15 protein-coding genes and 1 pseudogene are annotated in these 18785 nt (G+C 74.3%); 13 read left to right on the top strand and 3 right to left on the bottom strand.

Annotation, left to right across the window (positions count from 1 at the left end; translation table 11 throughout):
- The 4 genes and pseudogenes from ACFYYN_RS41320 to ACFYYN_RS41305 form a co-directional block, all read left to right on the top strand.
- Positions 1–148, top strand: a pseudogene (locus ACFYYN_RS41320) (flavodoxin-dependent (E)-4-hydroxy-3-methylbut-2-enyl-diphosphate synthase); the annotation flags it as partial.
- 132 nt (positions 149–280) lie between these two features.
- Positions 281–1126, top strand: coding sequence for a GNAT family N-acetyltransferase (locus tag ACFYYN_RS41315; protein WP_500549894.1), 846 nt, complete (start codon positions 281–283; stop codon positions 1124–1126).
- Positions 1127–1140: 14 nt separating this feature from the next.
- The gene (locus ACFYYN_RS41310) at positions 1141–1674 is read left to right on the top strand and encodes a GNAT family N-acetyltransferase (protein WP_499514305.1); all 534 of its coding nucleotides are present in this window, start codon (positions 1141–1143) and stop codon (positions 1672–1674) included.
- Between the two features lie 70 nt (positions 1675–1744).
- Positions 1745–3433: a proline--tRNA ligase gene (locus ACFYYN_RS41305; RefSeq protein ID WP_500549893.1), complete on the top strand. Its 1689-nt coding sequence runs from the start codon at positions 1745–1747 to the stop codon at positions 3431–3433.
- Between the two features lie 575 nt (positions 3434–4008).
- Here ACFYYN_RS41305 and ACFYYN_RS41300 read toward each other — a convergent pair.
- Genes ACFYYN_RS41300 through ACFYYN_RS41290 form a run of 3 tightly spaced genes read right to left on the bottom strand, consistent with a single transcriptional unit; the run spans position 4009 to position 5983 of the window.
- Positions 4009–4944: an aminoglycoside phosphotransferase family protein gene (locus ACFYYN_RS41300; protein ID WP_500549892.1), complete on the bottom strand. Its 936-nt coding sequence runs from the start codon at positions 4942–4944 to the stop codon at positions 4009–4011.
- 23 nt (positions 4945–4967) lie between these two features.
- Positions 4968–5414: a ferritin-like domain-containing protein gene (locus tag ACFYYN_RS41295; RefSeq protein WP_500549891.1), complete on the bottom strand. Its 447-nt coding sequence runs from the start codon at positions 5412–5414 to the stop codon at positions 4968–4970.
- Between the two features lie 8 nt (positions 5415–5422).
- A complete protein-coding gene (locus ACFYYN_RS41290) occupies positions 5423–5983 on the bottom strand; it encodes a hypothetical protein (RefSeq protein ID WP_500549890.1) in 561 nt (186 codons plus the stop codon).
- 148 nt (positions 5984–6131) lie between these two features.
- Between ACFYYN_RS41290 and rimP the strand changes: the two genes are divergently transcribed.
- From rimP to ACFYYN_RS41245, 9 genes are all read left to right on the top strand, one after another.
- On the top strand, positions 6132–6656 hold the full coding sequence (rimP, locus tag ACFYYN_RS41285; protein ID WP_500325785.1) for a ribosome maturation factor RimP: 525 nt from the start codon (positions 6132–6134) through the stop codon (positions 6654–6656).
- Positions 6657–6658: 2 nt separating this feature from the next.
- Complete coding sequence (nusA, locus tag ACFYYN_RS41280; protein ID WP_499514311.1) at positions 6659–7645, top strand: transcription termination factor NusA; 987 nt, start codon at positions 6659–6661, stop codon at positions 7643–7645.
- A gap of 78 nt (positions 7646–7723) precedes the next feature.
- Positions 7724–8005, top strand: a complete 282-nt coding sequence (locus tag ACFYYN_RS41275) for a YlxR family protein (RefSeq protein ID WP_500325787.1) — start codon at positions 7724–7726, stop codon at positions 8003–8005.
- A 155-nt stretch (positions 8006–8160) separates the two neighbouring features.
- Positions 8161–11265, top strand: a complete 3105-nt coding sequence (gene infB / locus ACFYYN_RS41270; protein WP_500549889.1) for a translation initiation factor IF-2 — start codon at positions 8161–8163, stop codon at positions 11263–11265.
- 144 nt (positions 11266–11409) lie between these two features.
- The gene (locus ACFYYN_RS41265) at positions 11410–11703 is read left to right on the top strand and encodes a DUF503 domain-containing protein (protein ID WP_018562639.1); all 294 of its coding nucleotides are present in this window, start codon (positions 11410–11412) and stop codon (positions 11701–11703) included.
- A gap of 42 nt (positions 11704–11745) precedes the next feature.
- The gene (gene rbfA, locus ACFYYN_RS41260; protein WP_500325791.1) at positions 11746–12201 is read left to right on the top strand and encodes a 30S ribosome-binding factor RbfA; all 456 of its coding nucleotides are present in this window, start codon (positions 11746–11748) and stop codon (positions 12199–12201) included.
- Complete coding sequence (truB, locus tag ACFYYN_RS41255) at positions 12198–13079, top strand: tRNA pseudouridine(55) synthase TruB (protein WP_500549888.1); 882 nt, start codon at positions 12198–12200, stop codon at positions 13077–13079. The genes rbfA and truB overlap by 4 nt, the downstream gene beginning before the upstream one ends.
- A 759-nt stretch (positions 13080–13838) precedes the next feature.
- Complete coding sequence (locus ACFYYN_RS41250; RefSeq protein WP_500549887.1) at positions 13839–17495, top strand: serine protease; 3657 nt, start codon at positions 13839–13841, stop codon at positions 17493–17495.
- 306 nt (positions 17496–17801) lie between these two features.
- Positions 17802–18758 carry a bifunctional riboflavin kinase/FAD synthetase gene (locus ACFYYN_RS41245; RefSeq protein ID WP_500325796.1) on the top strand — a complete coding sequence of 319 codons (957 nt, stop codon included), beginning with the start codon at positions 17802–17804 and terminating at the stop codon, positions 18756–18758.
- Positions 18759–18785: the final 27 nt, after the last annotated feature.

Genomic DNA, 18785 nt, shown 5'->3' with positions numbered 1-18785 from the left:
GGGGCAGATCTTCGTCAAGGGCGAGGTCATCAAGACCGTGCCGGAGTCGAAGATCGTGGAGACCCTCATCGAGGAGGCCATGAAGCTCGCCGAGCAGATGGAGGCCGACGGCATCGCCTCCGGCGAGCCCTCCGTCTCCGTCAGCTGACCCACCATCCCCTCCCGCGTCCCGGGCCCCCGCGGTCCGGGATACGGGCGGGCACGGGCGGAACACACGTTCCCGAGGTAAGGTTCGGGGACTTCCCCCGACCGCTGCGGCCCGTACGGTGAGGCGCCCCACGTGTTGACGACCACGACGACCAAGGTCATGGAGCCAGGCGAACTCGACGCCGCCCTCGCGGTGCTCGACCGTGATCCGGTGTCCAACGCGTTCGTCGCCTCCCGGGTCGCCGTCGCCGGACTCGACCCCTGGCGCCTCGGCGGCGAGATGTGGGGCTGGTACTCCGGAGGCCGCGTCGAGGCGCTCTGCTACGCCGGCGCCAACCTCGTCCCGATCTGCGCCGGCCCCGAGGCCGTGCGCGCCTTCGCCGAGCGGGCGCTGCGCGCCGGACGCCGCTGCTCCTCGATCGTCGGCCCCACCGCCCCCACCTCCGCGCTGTGGTCGCTGCTCGAACCCAGCTGGGGCCCGGCCCGCGAGGTCCGCTCCCACCAGCCGCTGATGGTCACCCGCGCGCTGCCCGCGCAGGTCGAGCCCGACCCGTACGTGCGGCGTGTCAGGCGCGACGAGATGGACGTGATCATGCCGGCCTGCGTCGCCATGTTCACCGAGGAGGTCGGCGTCTCCCCGCTCGCCGGCGACGGCGGACTGCTCTACCAGGCCCGCGTCGCCGAACTCGTCGGCGCCGGCCGCGCGTTCGCCCGCATCGAGGACGGCAGGGTCGTCTTCAAGGCGGAGATCGGCGCCGTCACCCGGCACGCCTGCCAGATCCAGGGCGTCTGGGTCGCCCCCGAGCACCGCGGCCGCCGCCTGTCCGAGACCGGCATGGCCGCCGTCCTGCACTACGCGCTGCGCGACGTGGCCCCCGTGGCCAGTCTCTACGTCAACGACTTCAACGCGCCCGCCCGGGCCGCGTACCGCCGGGTGGGCTTCACCGAGGTCGGCGCCTTCATGAGCGTCCTGTTCTAGTAGTGTCGCCGCCCATGGAGGACGTGGCGGTCGAGCCGATCGACCTGGCGGCACGGGTGGACGAGGCACTGGCCGTCCAGGCGGTCGCCTTCGGGCTGGGCGCGGAGGAGGTCGCCATCCGCCGGCAGATCGTGCTGCGGCACCTGTGCTTCCCCGGCGTCCGCGCGCTCGGCGCGCTCACCCCCGACGGACGGCTCGCCGGCTTCGTGTACGGCATGCCCAACAGCCGGATCCACTGGTGGTCCACGGTCGTCGAGCCCTACCTGCGGCGCACCGGCACCGACGAGTGGCTCGACGACTCCTTCACCATCACCGAACTGCACGTCCACCCCGGCTTCCAGGGCCGCGGCATCGGGCGCGCCCTCATCACCACCATCACCGACGGCGCCGACGAGCCCCGCAGCATCCTGTCCGCCATCGACACCGAGAGCCGGGCCCGGCGGCTCTACCGCGCCCTCGGCTACACCGATCTGGCCCGGCCCGTGCACTTCCCCAGCGCGGCCAGCCCGTACGCCGTCATGGGCGCCCGCCTGCCGCTCGTGCGATAACGCGTTTCCGGGAGCGCGCCACGGCTCGATATCCTCGGCGCAACGGTACGAAACCCCCTGGAGAGCCCCCATGGTCCTGCGCATGTCCCGGCTGATGCTCAAGACGCTGCGCGACGACCCGGCCGACGCCGAGACCGCGAGCCACAAGCTGCTGGTCCGGGCCGGATACGTCCGCCGCTCATCGGCCGGGGTGTGGACCTGGCTGCCGCTCGGCAAGCGGGTGCTGGAGAACGTCGCACGCGTCGTCCGCGAGGAGATGGACGCCATCGGCGGCCAGGAGGTCCTGCTGCCCGCGCTGCTCCCGCGGGAGAACTACGAGCTCACCGGGCGCGCCGGAGAATACGGCGACCTGCTCTTCCAGCTCCGCGACCGCAAGGGCGCGGAGTACGTGCTCGGGCCCACGCACGAGGAGATCTTCACCCAGGTCGTCAAGGACCAGTGCGCGTCCTACAAGGACCTGCCGGTGATCCTCTACCAGATCCAGACCAAGTACCGCGACGAGGCCCGGCCCCGGTCCGGCGTGCTGCGCGGCCGCGAGTTCCAGATGAAGGACTCCTACTCCTTCGACACCACCGACGAGGGCCTGGCCGAGGCGTACCGGCTGCACCGCGAGGCCTACATCAAGATCTTCTCGCGGCTCGGCTTCGACTTCCGCATCGTCTCGGCCGTCTCCGGCGCGATGGGGGGCTCGGCCTCCGAGGAGTTCCTCGCCCCCGCCGCGGCCGGTGAGGACACCTTCGTGGACTGCCCCGCGTGCGACTACGCGGCCAACACCGAGGCCGTCACCACCGTGGTGCCCCCGGTCGAGGGCGCGGACCACCCGGCCCTCGAGGAGGTGGACACCCCCGACACCCCCACCATCGAGACCCTCGCGGCGCACCTGGGGGTGCCGGCCTCGGCGACCCTGAAGAACCTGCTGGTCAAGGTCGACGGCGAGATCGTCGCGGTCGGCGTCCCCGGCGACCGCGAGGTCGACCTCGGCAAGCTCGCCGAGCACCTCGCCCCCGCCGAGGTCGAACTCGTCACCGCCGAGGACTTCACCGGCCGCCCCGACCTCGTCCGCGGCTACGTCGGCCCGCAGGGCCTCACCGGCGTCCGCTACCTCGCCGACCCCCGCGTCGCCCCCGGCACCGCCTGGGTCACCGGCGCCAACAAGCCCGACACGCACGCCCGCAACGTCGTCTGCGGCCGCGACTTCGAGGTCGACGAGTACCTGGACGTCGTCACCGTCGAGCCCGGCGACCCCTGCCCGCGCTGCGGCGCCGGCCTCAAGCTGGACCGGGCCATCGAGATCGGCCACATCTTCCAGCTCGGCCGCAAGTACGCCGACGCCTTCGAGCTCGACGTCCTCGGCCAGAACGGCAAGCCGGTCCGGGTCACCATGGGCTCCTACGGCATCGGCGTCTCCCGCGCCGTCGCCGCGCTCGCCGAGCAGACCGCCGACGGGCAGGGCCTGTGCTGGCCGCGCGAGGTCGCCCCGGCGGACGTCCACGTCGTGGCGGCGGGCAAGGCGCTGCAGACGGAACTGGCCCTCGAGGTCGCGGAGAAGCTGCACGCGGCCGGGGTCAGGGTCATCGTCGACGACCGCGCGGGCGTCTCGCCGGGCGTGAAGTTCACCGACGCGGAGCTGCTCGGAGTGCCGACGATCCTCGTCGTGGGGCGCGGCGCGGGGGACGGGGTCGTCGAGGTCAAGGACCGCCGCACCGGGGAGCGCGAGGAGTTGTCGGTGGCGGACGCGGTCGCCCGCGTATCCGCGTAGCGGATCCGCGGGGTGCCGCTTGCGGTCCGTTGCTGTGTGCGGGTGCGTTGCGCCTGCGGCGGGCGGTTCCCCCGCCCGCCCTCCCGATTGCCCGGCGCGATTAGTGACCGCCTCGCGCGGTCGTTGTGGGGTCGGTGCCGCGCCGGGGCACGCCCCCAGCCTTCGGCCGGGGGACCCCCATGGGCGCACCCCGCCACACCCCCTCCCACCGTGTGGGCGACTGACGGCCGGTGGGGGTTCAGCTAGGGAACAGGGGTGACCCCGGACCGCCTTCTCACCCCCACCGGCCGTAGTCGCCTATACAACCGGAGGGGGTGTGGCGGGGTGCCCCCGCAGGCGACGAGCGGTGGGCGCGGTGCCGGATGATGTGGGGCAGCGCCGCGAGCGCCGAGGAGGTGCGCCGGCGCGGCACCGACCCCACCCCAACAGAGCGCAGGCCCGCACCGACCGCGCCGGATGGGGGTCCCCCCGGCCGAAGGCTGGGGGAGGGCGGGAGGGCGGGGGAGAAACCCCACCGCAACCACGACGGCGTCGCACACGACAACCGGCCCCAGAGAACGCACCCCCGGCGACAGCTAAAGCCAGGCCGCGAACTCCAGCAGCAGTTCCCCGCCCTGACGGTCGCCCACGGAGAACGACCACACGCCCGCCTCGACGGCCCGGAACAGGGCCCACCCGCGGACGCGGTCCCGGTCGACCTCGAGGGAGTCGGAGAGCTTGGCGACCCTCCGCCGGGCCGCGGACTGCGACCCCGGCGTTGCGACCAGCGTCTCGAGGCGGTCGCGGACGAGCCAGGCCAGGTCGTACGCGGGTTCGCCCGCGACCGGCTTGGGGTCGATGGCCAGCCACGGCACGCGGTCCGCGGCGAGCACGTTCCCGTGGTGGTAGTCGCCGTGCAGCAGCATGGCCTCGCCCGGGGCAGCCGCGCACAGTTCGTCGCGGACCGCGAGGGCCTCGTCGACCAGGGCCCGGGCCTCCTCCGGGACGTATGGCTGCTCGCGCCGCTCCCGCAGCAGTGCCGCCAGGCGCGCCGTGTGCTCGGCGACCGGCACGAAGGGGTGCCCCTCGCCCGGGGGGACCCAGAGCCGCTGCAGGGTGGCGCACGCCTCGAGCATCGCCTTCTGCTCGGGCAGCGAGCGCAGCGACACGTCGCTGTGCAGGCGTTCCAGGAGGAGCGCCCCCGCGTCGGGGTCGGCCTGCAGCAGGCGGACCGCGCCGCGGCCGTCCCAGCGGGCGAGCGCGGCGTGCTCGTGCCGGGTCTCGTCGGTGACGAGGCCGACCTTGAGGGTCGCGGGGGTGTCGTCGGCCTGCCGTACGAGGACGACCATGCTGATCTGGCCGCCGGGGGAGAGCACCCGTTCCGGCGTCAGTTCCCAGCGCGCGAGGTGGTCCGCGACGCGCTCGGGGAGGCCGGCGAGCCAGGTGCGGCCCGCTTCGCCCTCCCAGGCGCTGACCGTGCGGACCAGCCGCTCGGGCGGTTCCAGGTGCTGGGGCTGTGGTGCCGAGGCCATGCGTGGGTACGTCCCTCCTGGTGCTAAACCTTCTCCGCTGCCGTCCGCGCGCGTTCGGCCAGCCCCGGGAAGGCTACGCTCCCCCGGCGCCAGCGCACGGCGCGGACCGCCGCCTCGCGCAGCGCGTCGGCCGCCCCGCGGCGCAGGTCGGCGTCGGCGGCGCGCACGAGGTCCGCGTAGACCCCGGCGACCCGGTCCTCCAGTTCCGCGGCGAGACGTACGGCCGCCTTGCCGTCCGGCACGTCGAACGGCAGGGCGTACGCGGGTTCGGCGGCGACGGGTTCGCCGCCGAGGTCGCCGACGGTGCGGCGCAGCGAGTCGCGGCGGGCGCGGTGCGCGTCGTACGCCTGCTGGGCCTGCTCGCCGAGTTCGCCGCCGACGCGGGCGCCGACGATGCCGTAGCCGTACACGGCGGCGTGCTCGGCGGAGAGTGCGGCCTGGACGGCCTTGAGCAGCGCTTGCTGTGCCATGGGTCGGGTCAGTGCTCCTTGAGCAGCAGGACGTGCCCGGCGCCGCAGGCGGCCACCGAGGCGAGCAGGCGGGCGAGTTCGGGCGGCGCGTCCAGGAGCGCGGTCACCCGGGCGTCCGCGAGCGTGCGTTCGGCCGCCGCCAGCGCGGACAACGCGGCTGCGGCCCCTGCGGGGACGGACGGCGAGGCCGACGGCGACGGGGAGGACGTCGGCGAGGACGACGACGAGGGCGCGGCGGACGGTGACGCCGCCCGTGCCGACGTGCCGAACGCCTGGGCGTGGCGGGCCACTTCGGCCCGCAGCGGCTGCAGCCGCTGCGCGAGGTCCGGGTGCGCCGCGACGGTGGCGTCGTACTGCGCGAGCAGTGCCGCGCTGTCCCGGGCGGCCCGCTTGCGCAGCGCCGCGGTCGCGTCGGCGGCCGGCGAACCCTTCGCGGACGTCCCCTCGGGCCGTGTCCCGTCGGAGCAACCGCCGAGCAGTCCGGCGGCGGCCGGCAGGACGAGGGCGGCGCGTACCGCGCGCCGGCGGGGAATGTTGCTGAGCGGCACAGTGCCCCTTCCCGTGATCACCTCACGTGAGGGTACCCGCGCGACGCCCGGGGGCCGTGACGGCGCCCTCCGCTGCGCCGAATCGTCGTTCCAGGGCCTGAACCGATAGGCTTTGGCCCGACACACGACCTTCCACCACAACAGCACACGCGGCCGAGGAGTCACCCGGATGAGCACCACCCAGAGCGAGAGGCTGCGCGGGCTGCTCGAGCCGCTCGTCGTGAAGACGGGGCTCGAACTGGAAGAGGTCAAGGTGACGGCCGCCGGGAACCGGCGGCAGCTCCAGGTGATCGTGGACTCCGACGAGGGTGCGCCGCTGGACACGCTCGCGGAGCTGAGCCGGGAGATCTCGCAGGTCCTCGACGACGCCGACGCCATGGGCGGGGCGGCGTACCTGCTGGAGGTCTCCTCGCCGGGCGTGGACCGCCCGCTCACCGAGCCGCGCCACTTCCGCCGCAACGAGGGTCGGCTGGTCAAGCTGACGACGACCGCCGGTGACGAGCTGGTCGCGCGGATCCTCGCGGTCGACGAGGACGGGCTCGACCTGGAGGTCCCGGGTGTCAAGGGACGCAAGCCCAAACCCGCCCGTGCCTCCTTCGGCGAGATCGCCAAGGCACGGGTGGAGATCGAATTCAGTCGCAAGGACCCGGCCGGTGCCGATACTGACGGCGACGAGAGCATGGAGGAGGCGTAGCCGTGGACATCGACATGAGTGCCCTGCGGGGTCTGGTGCGGGAGAAGGAGATCTCCTTCGACCTGCTGGTCGAGGCGATCGAGTCGGCGCTCCTCATCGCGTACCACCGCGAGCCGGGCAGCCGCCGCAACGCGCGCGTGCAGCTCGACCGCACGAACGGGCACGTCACCGTGTGGGCCAAGGAGGACCCGTCGGAGACCCCCGAGGGAGCCGAGCCCCGGGAGTTCGACGACACGCCCAGCGGCTTCGGCCGGATCGCCGCGACCACGGCCAAGCAGGTCATCCTGCAGCGGCTGCGGGATGCGGAGGAGGAGATCACCTTCGGCGAGTACGCCGGCCGCGAGGGCGACATCGTCACCGGTGTGGTCCAGCAGGGCAAGGACCCCAAGAACGTGCTGGTCGACATCGGCAAGCTCGAGGCGATCCTGCCCGTGCAGGAGCAGGTGCCCGGTGAGGACTACAAGCACGGCACGCGCCTTCGCTCGTACGTCGTCCGGGTGGCCAAGGGTGTGCGCGGTCCGTCCGTGACGCTCTCGCGCACCCACCCCAACCTGGTGAAGAAGCTCTTCGCGCTGGAGGTCCCGGAGATCGCGGACGGTTCCGTGGAGATCTCCGCAATCGCCCGCGAGGCCGGGCACCGGACGAAGATCGCGGTCCGTTCCGGCCGCTCCGGACTGAACGCCAAGGGCGCCTGCATCGGCCCCATGGGCGCCCGGGTGCGCGCCGTGATGGCCGAGCTGAACGGCGAGAAGATCGACATCGTCGACTGGTCGGACGACCCGGCGGAGATGGTCGCCAACGCCCTGTCACCCGCCCGGGTGAGCAAGGTGGAGATCGTCGACATGGCCGCCCGCTCCGCGCGGGTGACCGTGCCGGACTACCAGCTGTCGCTGGCGATCGGCAAGGAAGGGCAGAACGCCCGCCTGGCCGCACGGCTCACGGGCTGGCGGATCGACATCCGGCCCGACACCGAGCTCGCCGAGCAGTAGCACCGGCGGGTAACCGATGAACGACCGTGCGTCGAATAACCCGGAGGGGTGAGGTCGGCGCGGGGAGGTAGACTAAGGATGTCTGGCCGGACGCATGACCCAGCACGCCCGGAGCGAACGTGCATCGGGTGCAGGGAGCGGGCGGCCAAGCGAGATCTGCTGCGTGTGGCGGTGGTCGGGGAATTCTGTGTTCCCGATCTTCGCGGTACGCTGCCCGGTCGGGGTGCGTATGTGCATCCCGACACCGTCTGTCTCGACCTGGCGGTCCGCCGCCGGGCGTTCCCGCGGGCCTTCCGGGCCCGGGGACCGCTGGACACCGCGGACCTCCGCGGCTACGTGGAGCAGGCACACCGTGAGTAGGCAGGAAGACCGTACGGGCGACCGTACGGCCAGGTACCCCGCGAGTTGGAAGTAGGTCGAGATTGCGATGAGCACTCGATGAGCACGCGATGAGTACGCCCATGAAGTAGCGACGGTCCGGCGGACGACCACCCCGGACCTCATGAAGGAGCGAAGTGGCTAAGGTCCGGGTATACGAACTCGCCAAGGAGTTCGGAGTTGAGAGCAAGGTCGTCATGGCCAAGCTCCAAGAACTTGGCGAATTCGTCCGTTCGGCGTCCTCGACGATCGAGGCGCCGGTTGTTCGCAAGCTGACCGACGCACTGCAGGGTTCCGGTGGCGGTTCCGCCTCCTCGAAGCCCTCTGCTGCCAGGCCCGCGGCGCCGCGCAAGGACGCGCCCGCAAAGCCGGCCACCCCCACTCCGGGTGCGCCGGCCCGTCCCGCTGCGCCGGCTCCCAAGCCGGCCACGGGATCAGCCCCCACTACCAAGCCCGCCGGTGGCCCCGCGCCGACGCCGGGCCCGCGCCCGACCCCGGGTCCCAAGCCGGCCCCGGCCAAGCCCGCGCCGGTCACCCCGGTGCCGCAGGCGGAGTTCTCCGCCCCGCCGGCCCCGGAGCGTCCCGCCCAGGAGCGCCCGGCCCAGGAGCGTCCGGCTCAGGGCGAGCGCCCCGCTGCCGGGCGTCCCGGTGGCCCCGGCCCGCGTCCCGGTACCCGTCCCTCCGGTCCCGGCCAGCGTGACGGCGGCCGTGGCCAGGGCGGCCCCGGTGCGCGTCCCGGTGGCCAGGCGCCGCGTCCGGGTGCCCCCCGTCCGGCCGGTCCCCGCCCGGGCAACAACCCCTTCACCTCCGGCTCCACCGGTATGCCGCGCCCGCAGGCGCCGCGTCCGGGTGGTGCCCCCGGCCAGTCCGGCCCGCGCCCCGGTGGCGCTCCGGGTGGTTCCGGTCCCCGTCCGGGTGGCGCTCCGCGCCCCGGCGGCGGTGCCGCCTCCGGCGGTCCGCGTCCGACCCCGGGCGGCATGCCCCGTCCGCAGGGCGGCGGCCCCCGTCCGAACCCCGGCATGATGCCGCAGCGTCCCGCTGCCGGCGGCGCGCCGGGTCGTCCGGGCGGTCCGGGTCGTCCCGGCGGTCCCGGCGCCCGTCCCGGCGGCGGTACCGGTCGTCCCGGTGGCGGTGGCGGCGGCTTCGCCGGTCGTCCCGGTGGCGGTGGCGGCGGTGGCCGTCCCGGTGGTGGCGGCGGCTTCGGCGGTCCGCGTCCTGCCGGCGCCGGTGGTGGCGGTGGCGGCGGCTTCGCCGGTCGCCCCGGTGGCGGCGGCTTCGGCGGTCGTCCCGGTGGTCCGGGTGGCCGCGGTGGCACGCAGGGCGCCTTCGGCCGTGGCCCCGGTGGCCGTCCGGCCCGTGGCCGCAAGTCGAAGCGGGCGAAGCGCCAGGAGTACGAGGCCATGCAGGCCCCGTCCGTGGGCGGCGTGCTGCTGCCCCGCGGCAACGGCGACACCGTGCGCCTCTCCCGTGGTGCCTCGCTGACCGACTTCGCCGAGAAGATCGGCGCCAACCCGGCGTCGCTCGTCCAGGTGATGCTGAACCTCGGCGAGATGGTCACCGCGACCCAGTCCGTCTCCGACGACACGCTGCAGCTGCTCGCCGACGAGATGAACTACACCCTTCAGATCGTCAGCCCGGAGGAGGAGGACCGCGAGCTCCTCGAGTCCTTCGACATCGAGTTCGGCGAGAACGAGGGCGGCGAGGAAGCGCTCGTCGCGCGTCCGCCGGTCGTGACCGTCATGGGTCACGTCGACCACGGCAAGACCCGCCTCCTCGACGCGATCCGCAAGACCAACGTGGTCGCGGGCGAGGCCGGCGGCATCACCCAGCACATCGGTGCCTACCAGGTGGCCACCGAGGTCAACGGCGAGCACCGGGCCATCACCTTCATCGACACCCCGGGTCACGAGGCGTTCACCGCCATGCGTGCCCGTGGTGCCAAGTCCACCGACATCGCGATCCTCGTGGTGGCGGCGAACGACGGCGTCATGCCCCAGACGATCGAGGCGCTGAACCACGCCAAGGCGGCCGACGTGCCGATCGTGGTCGCGGTCAACAAGATCGACGTCGAGGGCGCGGACCCGACGAAGGTGCGCGGTCAGCTGACCGAGTTCGGTCTGGTGGCCGAGGAGTACGGCGGCGACACCATGTTCGTCGACATCTCCGCCAAGCAGGGCCTGAACATCGACAGCCTGCTGGAGGCCGTGGTCCTGACCGCGGACGCCGCGCTCGACCTGCGGGCCAACCCGGAGCAGGACGCGCAGGGCATCGCGATCGAGGCGCACCTCGACCGCGGCCGCGGTGCCGTGGCGACCGTCCTGGTCCAGCGCGGCACCCTGCGGGTCGGCGACACCATGGTGGTCGGCGACGCGTACGGCCGTGTCCGCGCGATGCTCGACGACAGTGGCAACACTGTCGACGAGGCGGGCCCCTCGACCCCGGTCCTGGTGCTCGGTCTGACGAACGTGCCGGGTGCCGGCGACAACTTCCTGGTGGTCGACGAGGACCGTACGGCCCGTCAGATCGCCGAGAAGCGCGCCGCCCGCGAGCGCAACGCGGCCTTCGCCAAGACGCGTCGCCGGGTCAGCCTCGAGGACCTGGACAAGGTGCTCAAGGCCGGCGAGGTCCAGCAGCTCAACCTCATCATCAAGGGCGACGCGTCCGGTTCGGTCGAGGCCCTGGAGTCCTCGCTGCTCCAGCTCGACGTCGGCGAGGACGTGGACCTGCGCATCCTCCACCGGGGTGTCGGTGCGGTCACCGAGACCGACGTCACCCTGGCGGCGGGCTCCGACGCCATCATCATCGGCTTCAACGTGCGGGCCGAGGGCCGCGCCACGTCGCTGGCCGAGCGTGAGGGCGTCGACGTCCGCTACTACTCGGTGATCTACCAGGTCATCGACGAGATCGAGGCGGCGCTCAAGGGCATGCTCAAGCCCGAGTACGAGGAGGTGGAGCTCGGCACCGCCGAGATCCGCGAGGTCTTCCGCTCCTCCAAGCTCGGCAACATCGCCGGTGTGCTCATCCGCTCCGGCGAGGTCCGACGCAACGCCAAGGCGCGCCTGCTGCGTGACGGCAAGGTCGTCGCCGAGAACCTCACCATCGAGGGTCTGCGGCGCTTCAAGGACGACGTCACCGAGATTCGTGAAGGTTTCGAGGGCGGTATCAACCTCGGCAACTACAACGACATCAAGATCGACGACGTCGTCGCGACCTACGAGCTGCGCGAGAAGCCTCGCGTCTGATCGAGGGACATCTGACCGGGGCCGGTTGGCGGAGGGAAAATTCCGTCGATCGGCCCCGGCCGTTGCCTTTACTGTGGTGATTGCTGTTCACGGTGTTCGCACCGTTCACGACGAGGCCCCACAGGTCGGCTTGACCTGATGCCCATGTATGTAGGGACGCTGTCCTTCGACCTGCTTCTCGGCGACGTCCGTTCGCTGAAGGAGAAGCGGTCCGTCATCCGGCCGATCGTGGCCGAGCTCCACCGCAAGTTCGCGGTGAGCGTCGCCGAGGTCGACCACCACGACCTCTACCGCAGGGCCGAGATCGGCGTGGCGGTCGTGTCCGGGGACCCCGGGCACATCAAGGACGTCCTCGGACGCTGCGAGCGCTGGATGGCCTCGCGCCCCGAGGTGGACCTGCTGTCGGCGCGGCAGCGGGTGCACGGGGACGACGACTGACACTCACGTTCCGAAGCGTGATGAGAAGAGAGAAGAGCACGCATGACCGACACCGCGCGGGCGCGCAAGCTGGCGGACCGCATCCGGGTCGTGGTCGCGGAGACGCTCCAGCGGCGGATCAAGGACCCGCGGCTTGGCTACGTGACGATCACGGACACCCGGGTCACCGGTGACCTCCGGGAGGCGACCGTCTTCTACACGGTCTTCGGTGACGACGAGGAGCGGGCCGCCTCGGCGGCGGCGCTGGAGAGCGCCAAGGGCGTCCTCCGCTCGGAGGTCGGACGGCAGACCGGCGTGCGCTTCACGCCCACCCTGACGTTCGTCGCCGACGCGATCCCCGAGAACGCGCGCACGATCGAGGACCTGCTCGCCAAGGCCCGCGAGGCCGACGAGGAGGTCCGCAAGACCGCCACGGACGCCACCTACGCCGGCGACGCCGACCCCTACCGCAAGCCGGCGGAGGACGAGGTCGACGACGAGGAGGACGGCGACCGATGAAGGACGGGCTTGTCATCGTCGACAAGCCGGGCGGTATGACCTCGCACGACGTCGTGGCCCGGCTGCGCAGACTGGCCGGGACACGGCGCGTGGGGCACGCGGGCACGCTCGACCCCATGGCCACCGGCGTCCTCGTCATCGGCGTCGAGAAGGCCACCCGGCTGCTCGGGCACCTCGCGCTCACGCGCAAGGAGTACGAGGCGACCATCCGGCTCGGCCAGAGCACGGTCACCGACGACGCCGAGGGCGAGGTCACGGCCTCCGTCCCCGCGGACGGGGTCACCCGCGAGGCGATCGACGCGGGCGTCGTGCCGCTGACCGGGGACATCATGCAGGTGCCGTCCAAGGTGAGCGCCATCAAGGTCAACGGCGTCAGGTCGTACGCCCGCGTACGCGGCGGCGAGGCCTTCGAGCTGGCGGCGCGGCCGGTCACGGTGTCGTCGTTCGTCGTGCGGGACGTCCGGCACGTGCGGCACGAGGGCGGTGACGTGGTCGACGTCGACGTCACGGTCGAGTGCTCCTCCGGCACGTACATCCGGGCCCTCGCCCGCGACCTGGGTGCCGGGCTCGGCGTCGGCGGCCACCTCACCGCGCTGCGGCGCACCCGCGTCGGCCCCTACGGCGCCGGGCTCGCCCGTACGCTGGAGCAGCTCACGGAGGCGTTCGCGGTGCTGCCCATCGCGGAGGCCGCGGCGGCGGCGTTCCCCCGGTGGGACGTGGACGCCCGGCAGGCGCGGCTGCTCGGCCACGGCGTGCGGCTGGACGCGCCCCCGTCCCTGGGGGCGGTGCCCACGGCGGTGTTCGGGCCGGAGGGGGAGTTTCTGGCGCTGGTCGAAGCGCGGGAGGGGCAGGCCAAGATCCTGGCCAACCTCGCCTGACGCGGCCCGGTGCTTGCGGCCCGGGGTGCGTTCTGTTGGGCCCGGTGGTTGTGCGCGGGTGTGTTGCGCCTGCGGCGGGCGGTTTCCCCGCCCGCCCTCCCTCCCCCAGCCTTCGGCCGGGGGTGCCCCCACCTCCCCCGCCCCCTCCGTATCGCCGGGCGACCAACGGCCGGTGGGGGTTCAGAGAGCGGTCCGGGGTTGCCGCAAGTGCCTTTCTGAACCCCCACCGGCCGTCAGTCGCCCCAACCCGTGGGAGGGGGTGTGGCGGCGTGCGCCCGGAAGCGACGAGCGGCGAACGCGGTGCCGAACGATGTAGACGTAAACCGCGAGCGCTGAGGACGTGCGCCGGCGCGGCACCGACCCCACCCCGACAGAGCGCATGCCCGCACTGACCGCGCCGGGCAACCGGGAGGGCGGGCGGGGGACAGCCCGCCGCAGGCGCAAACAAAGCCGCACACAACGACCGGGCCCCACAGAACGCACCCGGGCACCACGCACCGCGCGCACGCGGCGACACCGGGCACCCCGGACCGCTTCGCGGCGCAACCGTGAAGCGCGGGCCCTCCCCCCTCGCGGCCCGCGCTGCACGATCCCCCTCCCTCCCCGTCCCTATCCACCCCGCAAGATCAATTCACTCCAACGGGCAGGCGCTCGGAGTGAAGAGAGGGAGCGCTTGGGGGCGCGTTCGACGTGGGATCTGTTGTGTCGATCAACGGACGTCTACGGTCGAAACGGGCACTGTGGCGGGGAGGTGCGCAGATGGCGGTACCGACCGCCGATGTCGACCGGGCGCTGGTGCGCGTCCGTGACCTGGCCGGACGGCCACGGGGGACGGGGTTCCTCGTCGCGGCGCGGGACGGACGGGGGACGCTCGTGACGAGCCACGAGGCCGTGGACGGCCTCGTGCGGCTGGTGCTGCATGCGCACGGGGAGCAGACGACCCTCGTCGAGGCGCCCGCGATCACCCCGCTGCCGGAGCTGGGGCTGGCGCTCGTGGCGACGGAGGGACTGGACGTGCCGCCGCTGCCGGTGGCCGGGTTCGCGCGCACCGCGGGGCACGGGCGGGCCGTGCGGTTGCGCGGCGCGGCCTGGGTGGAGGCCACGATCGCGGGGACGGCGCCGGTGACGTACACCGCGACGGACCGCTTCCACCTCCTGGACGCGGCGTACGAGCTCGCCGGTGCGCGCGGTGACGACGAGCCGCTGCGTGCCGTCGCCTCGGGGGAGCCCGTGATCGACGCCGAGACCGGTGCCGTGCACGGCGTCGTCGTGACCGCGCTGCACGCGGGACGAAGGGCGGGCGGGTTCGCGGTGCCGTTGCGGACGCCGGCGGAGGGCGGGGTGCTCGCGGACGCGCTGGCGCGCAACGCGGCGACCGTGCCCGCGTACGGGCCGCACCTCAACATCGCGGGGGCGCTGCAGCTGACCGCGACCTCCGTCGCTTCCGCGGCCCGGCCGCGGCCCTGGCGCGAGGCCGAGGCGCGCCCGGACACGGAGGCGGAGCTGGCGGGCTTCACGGGGGAGGGGGGCGCCTGCGTGCTCGGGCTGGTCGGCGCCCCCGGCAGCGGCCGTACGACCGCACTGGAGGCGTTGGCCGCCCGGCGTGCCGCGGACCCGGACCCGGCGCCTACGCTGTGGCTGCGCGGGGCCGAACTGCGGGCGGGCGACGCCGGGTTGAGGGACGCCGCGGCGCGGGCGCTGGCTGCCGCGGGGCGCATCGTGCACGCGGGGAGGGCGCCGGAAGGCGCGCCGGCCGACGCGTCGCCCGATGCCGTCGCCCGCCTGGCGCGCGCCAAGGGGCAGCGGTTGCTCGTCGTGCTGGACGCTCCCGAGGAGATGCCGCCGCTGCTCGCCCATGCGCTGCCCGAGTGGTCCGCGGAGACGGCGCGGTGGCTGGGCACGACGGGGGCGCGGCTGATCGTGGCGTGCCGCCCCGAGTACTGGGAGCAGGCCGGAGCCCTCTTCCCTCCCGGCCTGCTCCACGACGCCGGCACCCCGCCGGGCGCCCGGGCGCTGCCCGCCTGCCTGCGCCTCGGCGGCCTGCCGGAGGAGCCGGCACGGCTCGCCCGGGCGCGCCACGGGCTGTCCGCCGGTGCCCTCGCCGAGCAGGACGCGGCGCATCCGCTGGCCCTGCGGCTGCTGTCGGAGGTACGGGCCGCCGGCGGTGGCCTGACGGGACGGCCCGGCCGGGCCGAGGTCTTCTCGGCCCACCTGGACCTGCTGTGCCTGCGGATCGCCCATCGGATCGCGGCAGTCACGGCCCCCGCGAGGGCAACGGAGGTACGGCGGCTGGCCGCCCGCGTCGCCGGGCAGGCGCACGAGGCGGCCCGGCGCTGCCTGGGTCCGGGCCAGGGCGAACTGGACCGGGCGTCCTTCGAGGAGCTGTTCCCGTGGCGCCCCGGGTGGGCGGCGGCGGTGCTCACGGAGGGGCTGGTGGTGCCGGCCGGTGCCGGGTACCGCTTCGCGCACGAGGAGTTCGGCGACTGGCTGCAGGGCGGCCAACTCGACCTGGACGAGGCGCTGTACGCCCTGGTCCACCGCTGGTCGGCCGACGACCGGGACGGCTGCGCCGAGGCCCCCGTGCGCCTGCCCGCCCGGGCCGGGGCGCAGCCGCGGCACAGGGCCGTGCCGCCTGTGCCGCCCGCACCGCCGCTCGCCCCGCCCTCCGAGCCGCGCTGCCTGCCCGTGCCGCGGCACCGCATCGGCCCGGTCGTACAGGCGCTGCTGCTCACCGCCCGCCGTTCGGGGCCGGACGTCCTCGGGCGCAGGCTGCGGCAACTGGTCCAGGTGCTCGACCGCGACGCCGCCGCGCCCGCGTCGCGCGGTGGCGGGACGGTGCTGCTCGACGGGGTGCCACGGCCGCGCGGGGAGGGCGACGGCGCCGCCCGGGCGGCGGCCCGGCGCGCGGACGCGGTGTGGTGGGCGGCGCACCTGCTGGGGGAGACCCTGCTCGGGGTGCCGGACGCGACGCCGTACCGGGACGTGCTGCGGCTGCTGGCGGAGCGTGTCACCGTCCGCTCGATCGAGGCCGGGGGCTTCCACGAGGGCGCGGGGCTGGGGGAGTTCGGTCCGTGGTTCTGGCGGCGGCTGCGGCTCCCCCCAGAGGAGCGCCTGGCGCTGCTGAGGCTGCTGCTGCCCGCCGACGGCCCGCCGCGCGCCGCGGACCGCACGCGGGAGCGGTTCCTGACGGCGGCCGGCGAGGTGCTGGCCGCCACGCCGCGGCCGTCGCTGCCCGCGCTGTGCGGCTGGTTCACCGACGAACGGCTGCTGCAGTCCGCGCCCTGCGGCCCCCGGCCGACGGTCGCCACCGCGGCGCAGGCCCTCCTGCACACGCACCGGCGGCAGGCGGTGGACGACCTCACCGAGGTCCTGGCCGCCACGGACCACCCCCGTGCCATGGAACTGCTGGCGGCCCTCGCCGAGGACGAGCCGTCCGCCGTGTGCCGTGCCGTCGACCGCTGGGCGCGCGAGGACCGGCCGGAGCGGCACGCCGCCGCGGCCACCTACGGCCTGCTCGCCGCCCCGCACGCCGTACTCGCCGCCGACCGCGAGCTGCTGCGCTACGCGGCCCTGGCGATCCTGGCCCGCCCCGCCGACCGCACCCTGCACGGCGCCGCGCTCGGCCTCCTGGTGCGGGACCCGGCGACCCGTTGCCTCCACCTGCGGGCCGCCCTGGACGGCTTCGCCGCCGGCGACCCGCTGCTGCCGGCCGCGGCGCTCGCCGCGGCCCTCCCCACGCACCCCGAGCAGGTGCTCGCCGCGTTCCACTCCCGGCTGCGCGAACCGGGCCCCGGCGCCGCCGAGGTACTGCGCGAACTGGCCGAGGTGTCCACCCCGGCGCTCGCCCGCCGGGCCGCCGCCCTGGTGTGGGACCACCTCGGCCACCGTCCCGAGGACGCCCGGCACGCGGCGGCCTACCTCGACCGCCGCCTGGAGCACGGACCGGCCGCCCGCGCCGTCCTCCTCCCGCTGGTCACCGGACTGCTGCGGGAGCACCCGCCGCAGGTGCGCAGAGTGCTGGCGCCCGTGCTGGCCGCACCGGGCGGCCACCTCTCCCGCCCGCTGCGCCAGGAGCTGCTGGACGTCCTCCTGGACCAGGAACGCGACCCGGCCGTGCTCGACGCCCTCCTCGGCGCGGCCGCCGACGGGTGCGCCCGGCGGCCGGCCCCGATGACCCGCGACCTGGTGCACCGGGTGGGCCTCCTGCTCTGCCGTACGCCCGAGGGCGCGGCCCTCTTCGACCGGCGGCTGGTGCAGCTGGTCAGCGGGTCGCCCGGGTTCGCCCGGCAGGTGCGCGGATGGCTGGCCGCGGACGGCCTCGACGGCGCGGGCCCAGGGGCGTGGGACGCGGTGATCGGCCCGAGCGCCCGGCGCATGTGCGACCAGCTGGCGCCGGCGGAGGCGGTGGGCCTCTGACCGGCCAGCGATCATCCGGGGGCGGCGTCACGTGCCCGCTGCGGTCCGTGCACCTCATGCCCCGGCCGGCCGTCGTGCTGCGCCGCTGCTCGCCGTGCCGGCACTCTGGACCGCGTGCCTCCGGCGCCGCGCCCCGCCACGTACCGCGTCCCTTCCGGGCGGAGGGGGTGCTCCCACCGGTCGGGCGAGGGGCGCGCCAGGTCCGCGACGGCCGCGTCACCGGGGGCGCTGCGCCGGTGGGCCCCCCGGCATGGCAGGCTTGGACCTGCACATCGAAGAATCATCGGCGGTCGAGGAGCGGTCACTGTGCAGCGCTGGCGAGGCTTGGAGGACGTCCCCGGGGACTGGGGACGCAGCGTCGTCACCATCGGCTCCTACGACGGCGTGCACCGCGGGCACCAGCTGATCATCGGCAGGGCCGTGGAACGCGCCCGCGAGCTGGGCGTCGCCTCCGTCGTCGTCACCTTCGACCCGCACCCCAGCGAGGTGGTCCGCCCCGGCAGCCACCCGCCGCTGCTGGCGGCCCACCACCGCCGCGCCGAGCTGATGGCGGAGCTGGGCGTCGACGCCCTGCTCATCCTCCCGTTCACGACCGAGTTCTCGCAGCTCTCGCCGGGCGACTTCGTCCGCACCGTGCTGGTCGACGCGCTCCACGCGCGGGCCGTCGTCGAGGGCCCGAACTTCCGCTTCGGGCACAAGGCCGCCGGTGACGTGGAGTTCCTGTCCGCGATGGGGCTGAAGTACGACTACGAGGTGGACGTCGTCGACCTCTACCTGACGGGCGAGGCGGGCGGCGGGCAGCCGTTCTCCTCCACGATGACCCGCCGCCTGATCGCCGAGGGCGACGTGGCGGGCGCCGCCGAGATCCTGGGCCGGCCGCACCGGGTAGAGGGCGTGGTCGTCCGCGGCGCGCAGCGCGGCCGGGACCTCGGATACCCCACGGCGAACGTCGAGACGCTGCCGCACACCGCGATCCCCGCGGACGGGGTCTACGCAGGCTGGCTGCACGTCGAAGGCGAGGCCATGCCCGCCGCGATCTCCGTCGGCACCAACCCCACCTTCGACGGGACCGCCCGCACCGTCGAGGCGTACGCCATCGACCGCGTCGGGCTGGACCTGTACGGGCTGCACGTCGCCGTCGACTTCCTCACCTACCTGCGGGGCATGGAGAAGTTCGACACGATCGACGCGCTCCTGGAGCGGATGGCCGACGACGTCAAGCGCGCCCGGGAGCTGGTCGACGCCTACGGCGCCGCCGGGTGAACCGGCGGCCGGAGCGCCGCTGACCGA

Source organism: Streptomyces sp. NPDC001902 (assembly GCF_042891295.1).
Lineage (GTDB): Bacteria > Actinomycetota > Actinomycetes > Streptomycetales > Streptomycetaceae > Actinacidiphila.
The sequence above is the reverse complement of the archived record's forward strand: the minus strand, read 5'-3'. Positions and strand labels throughout refer to the sequence as shown.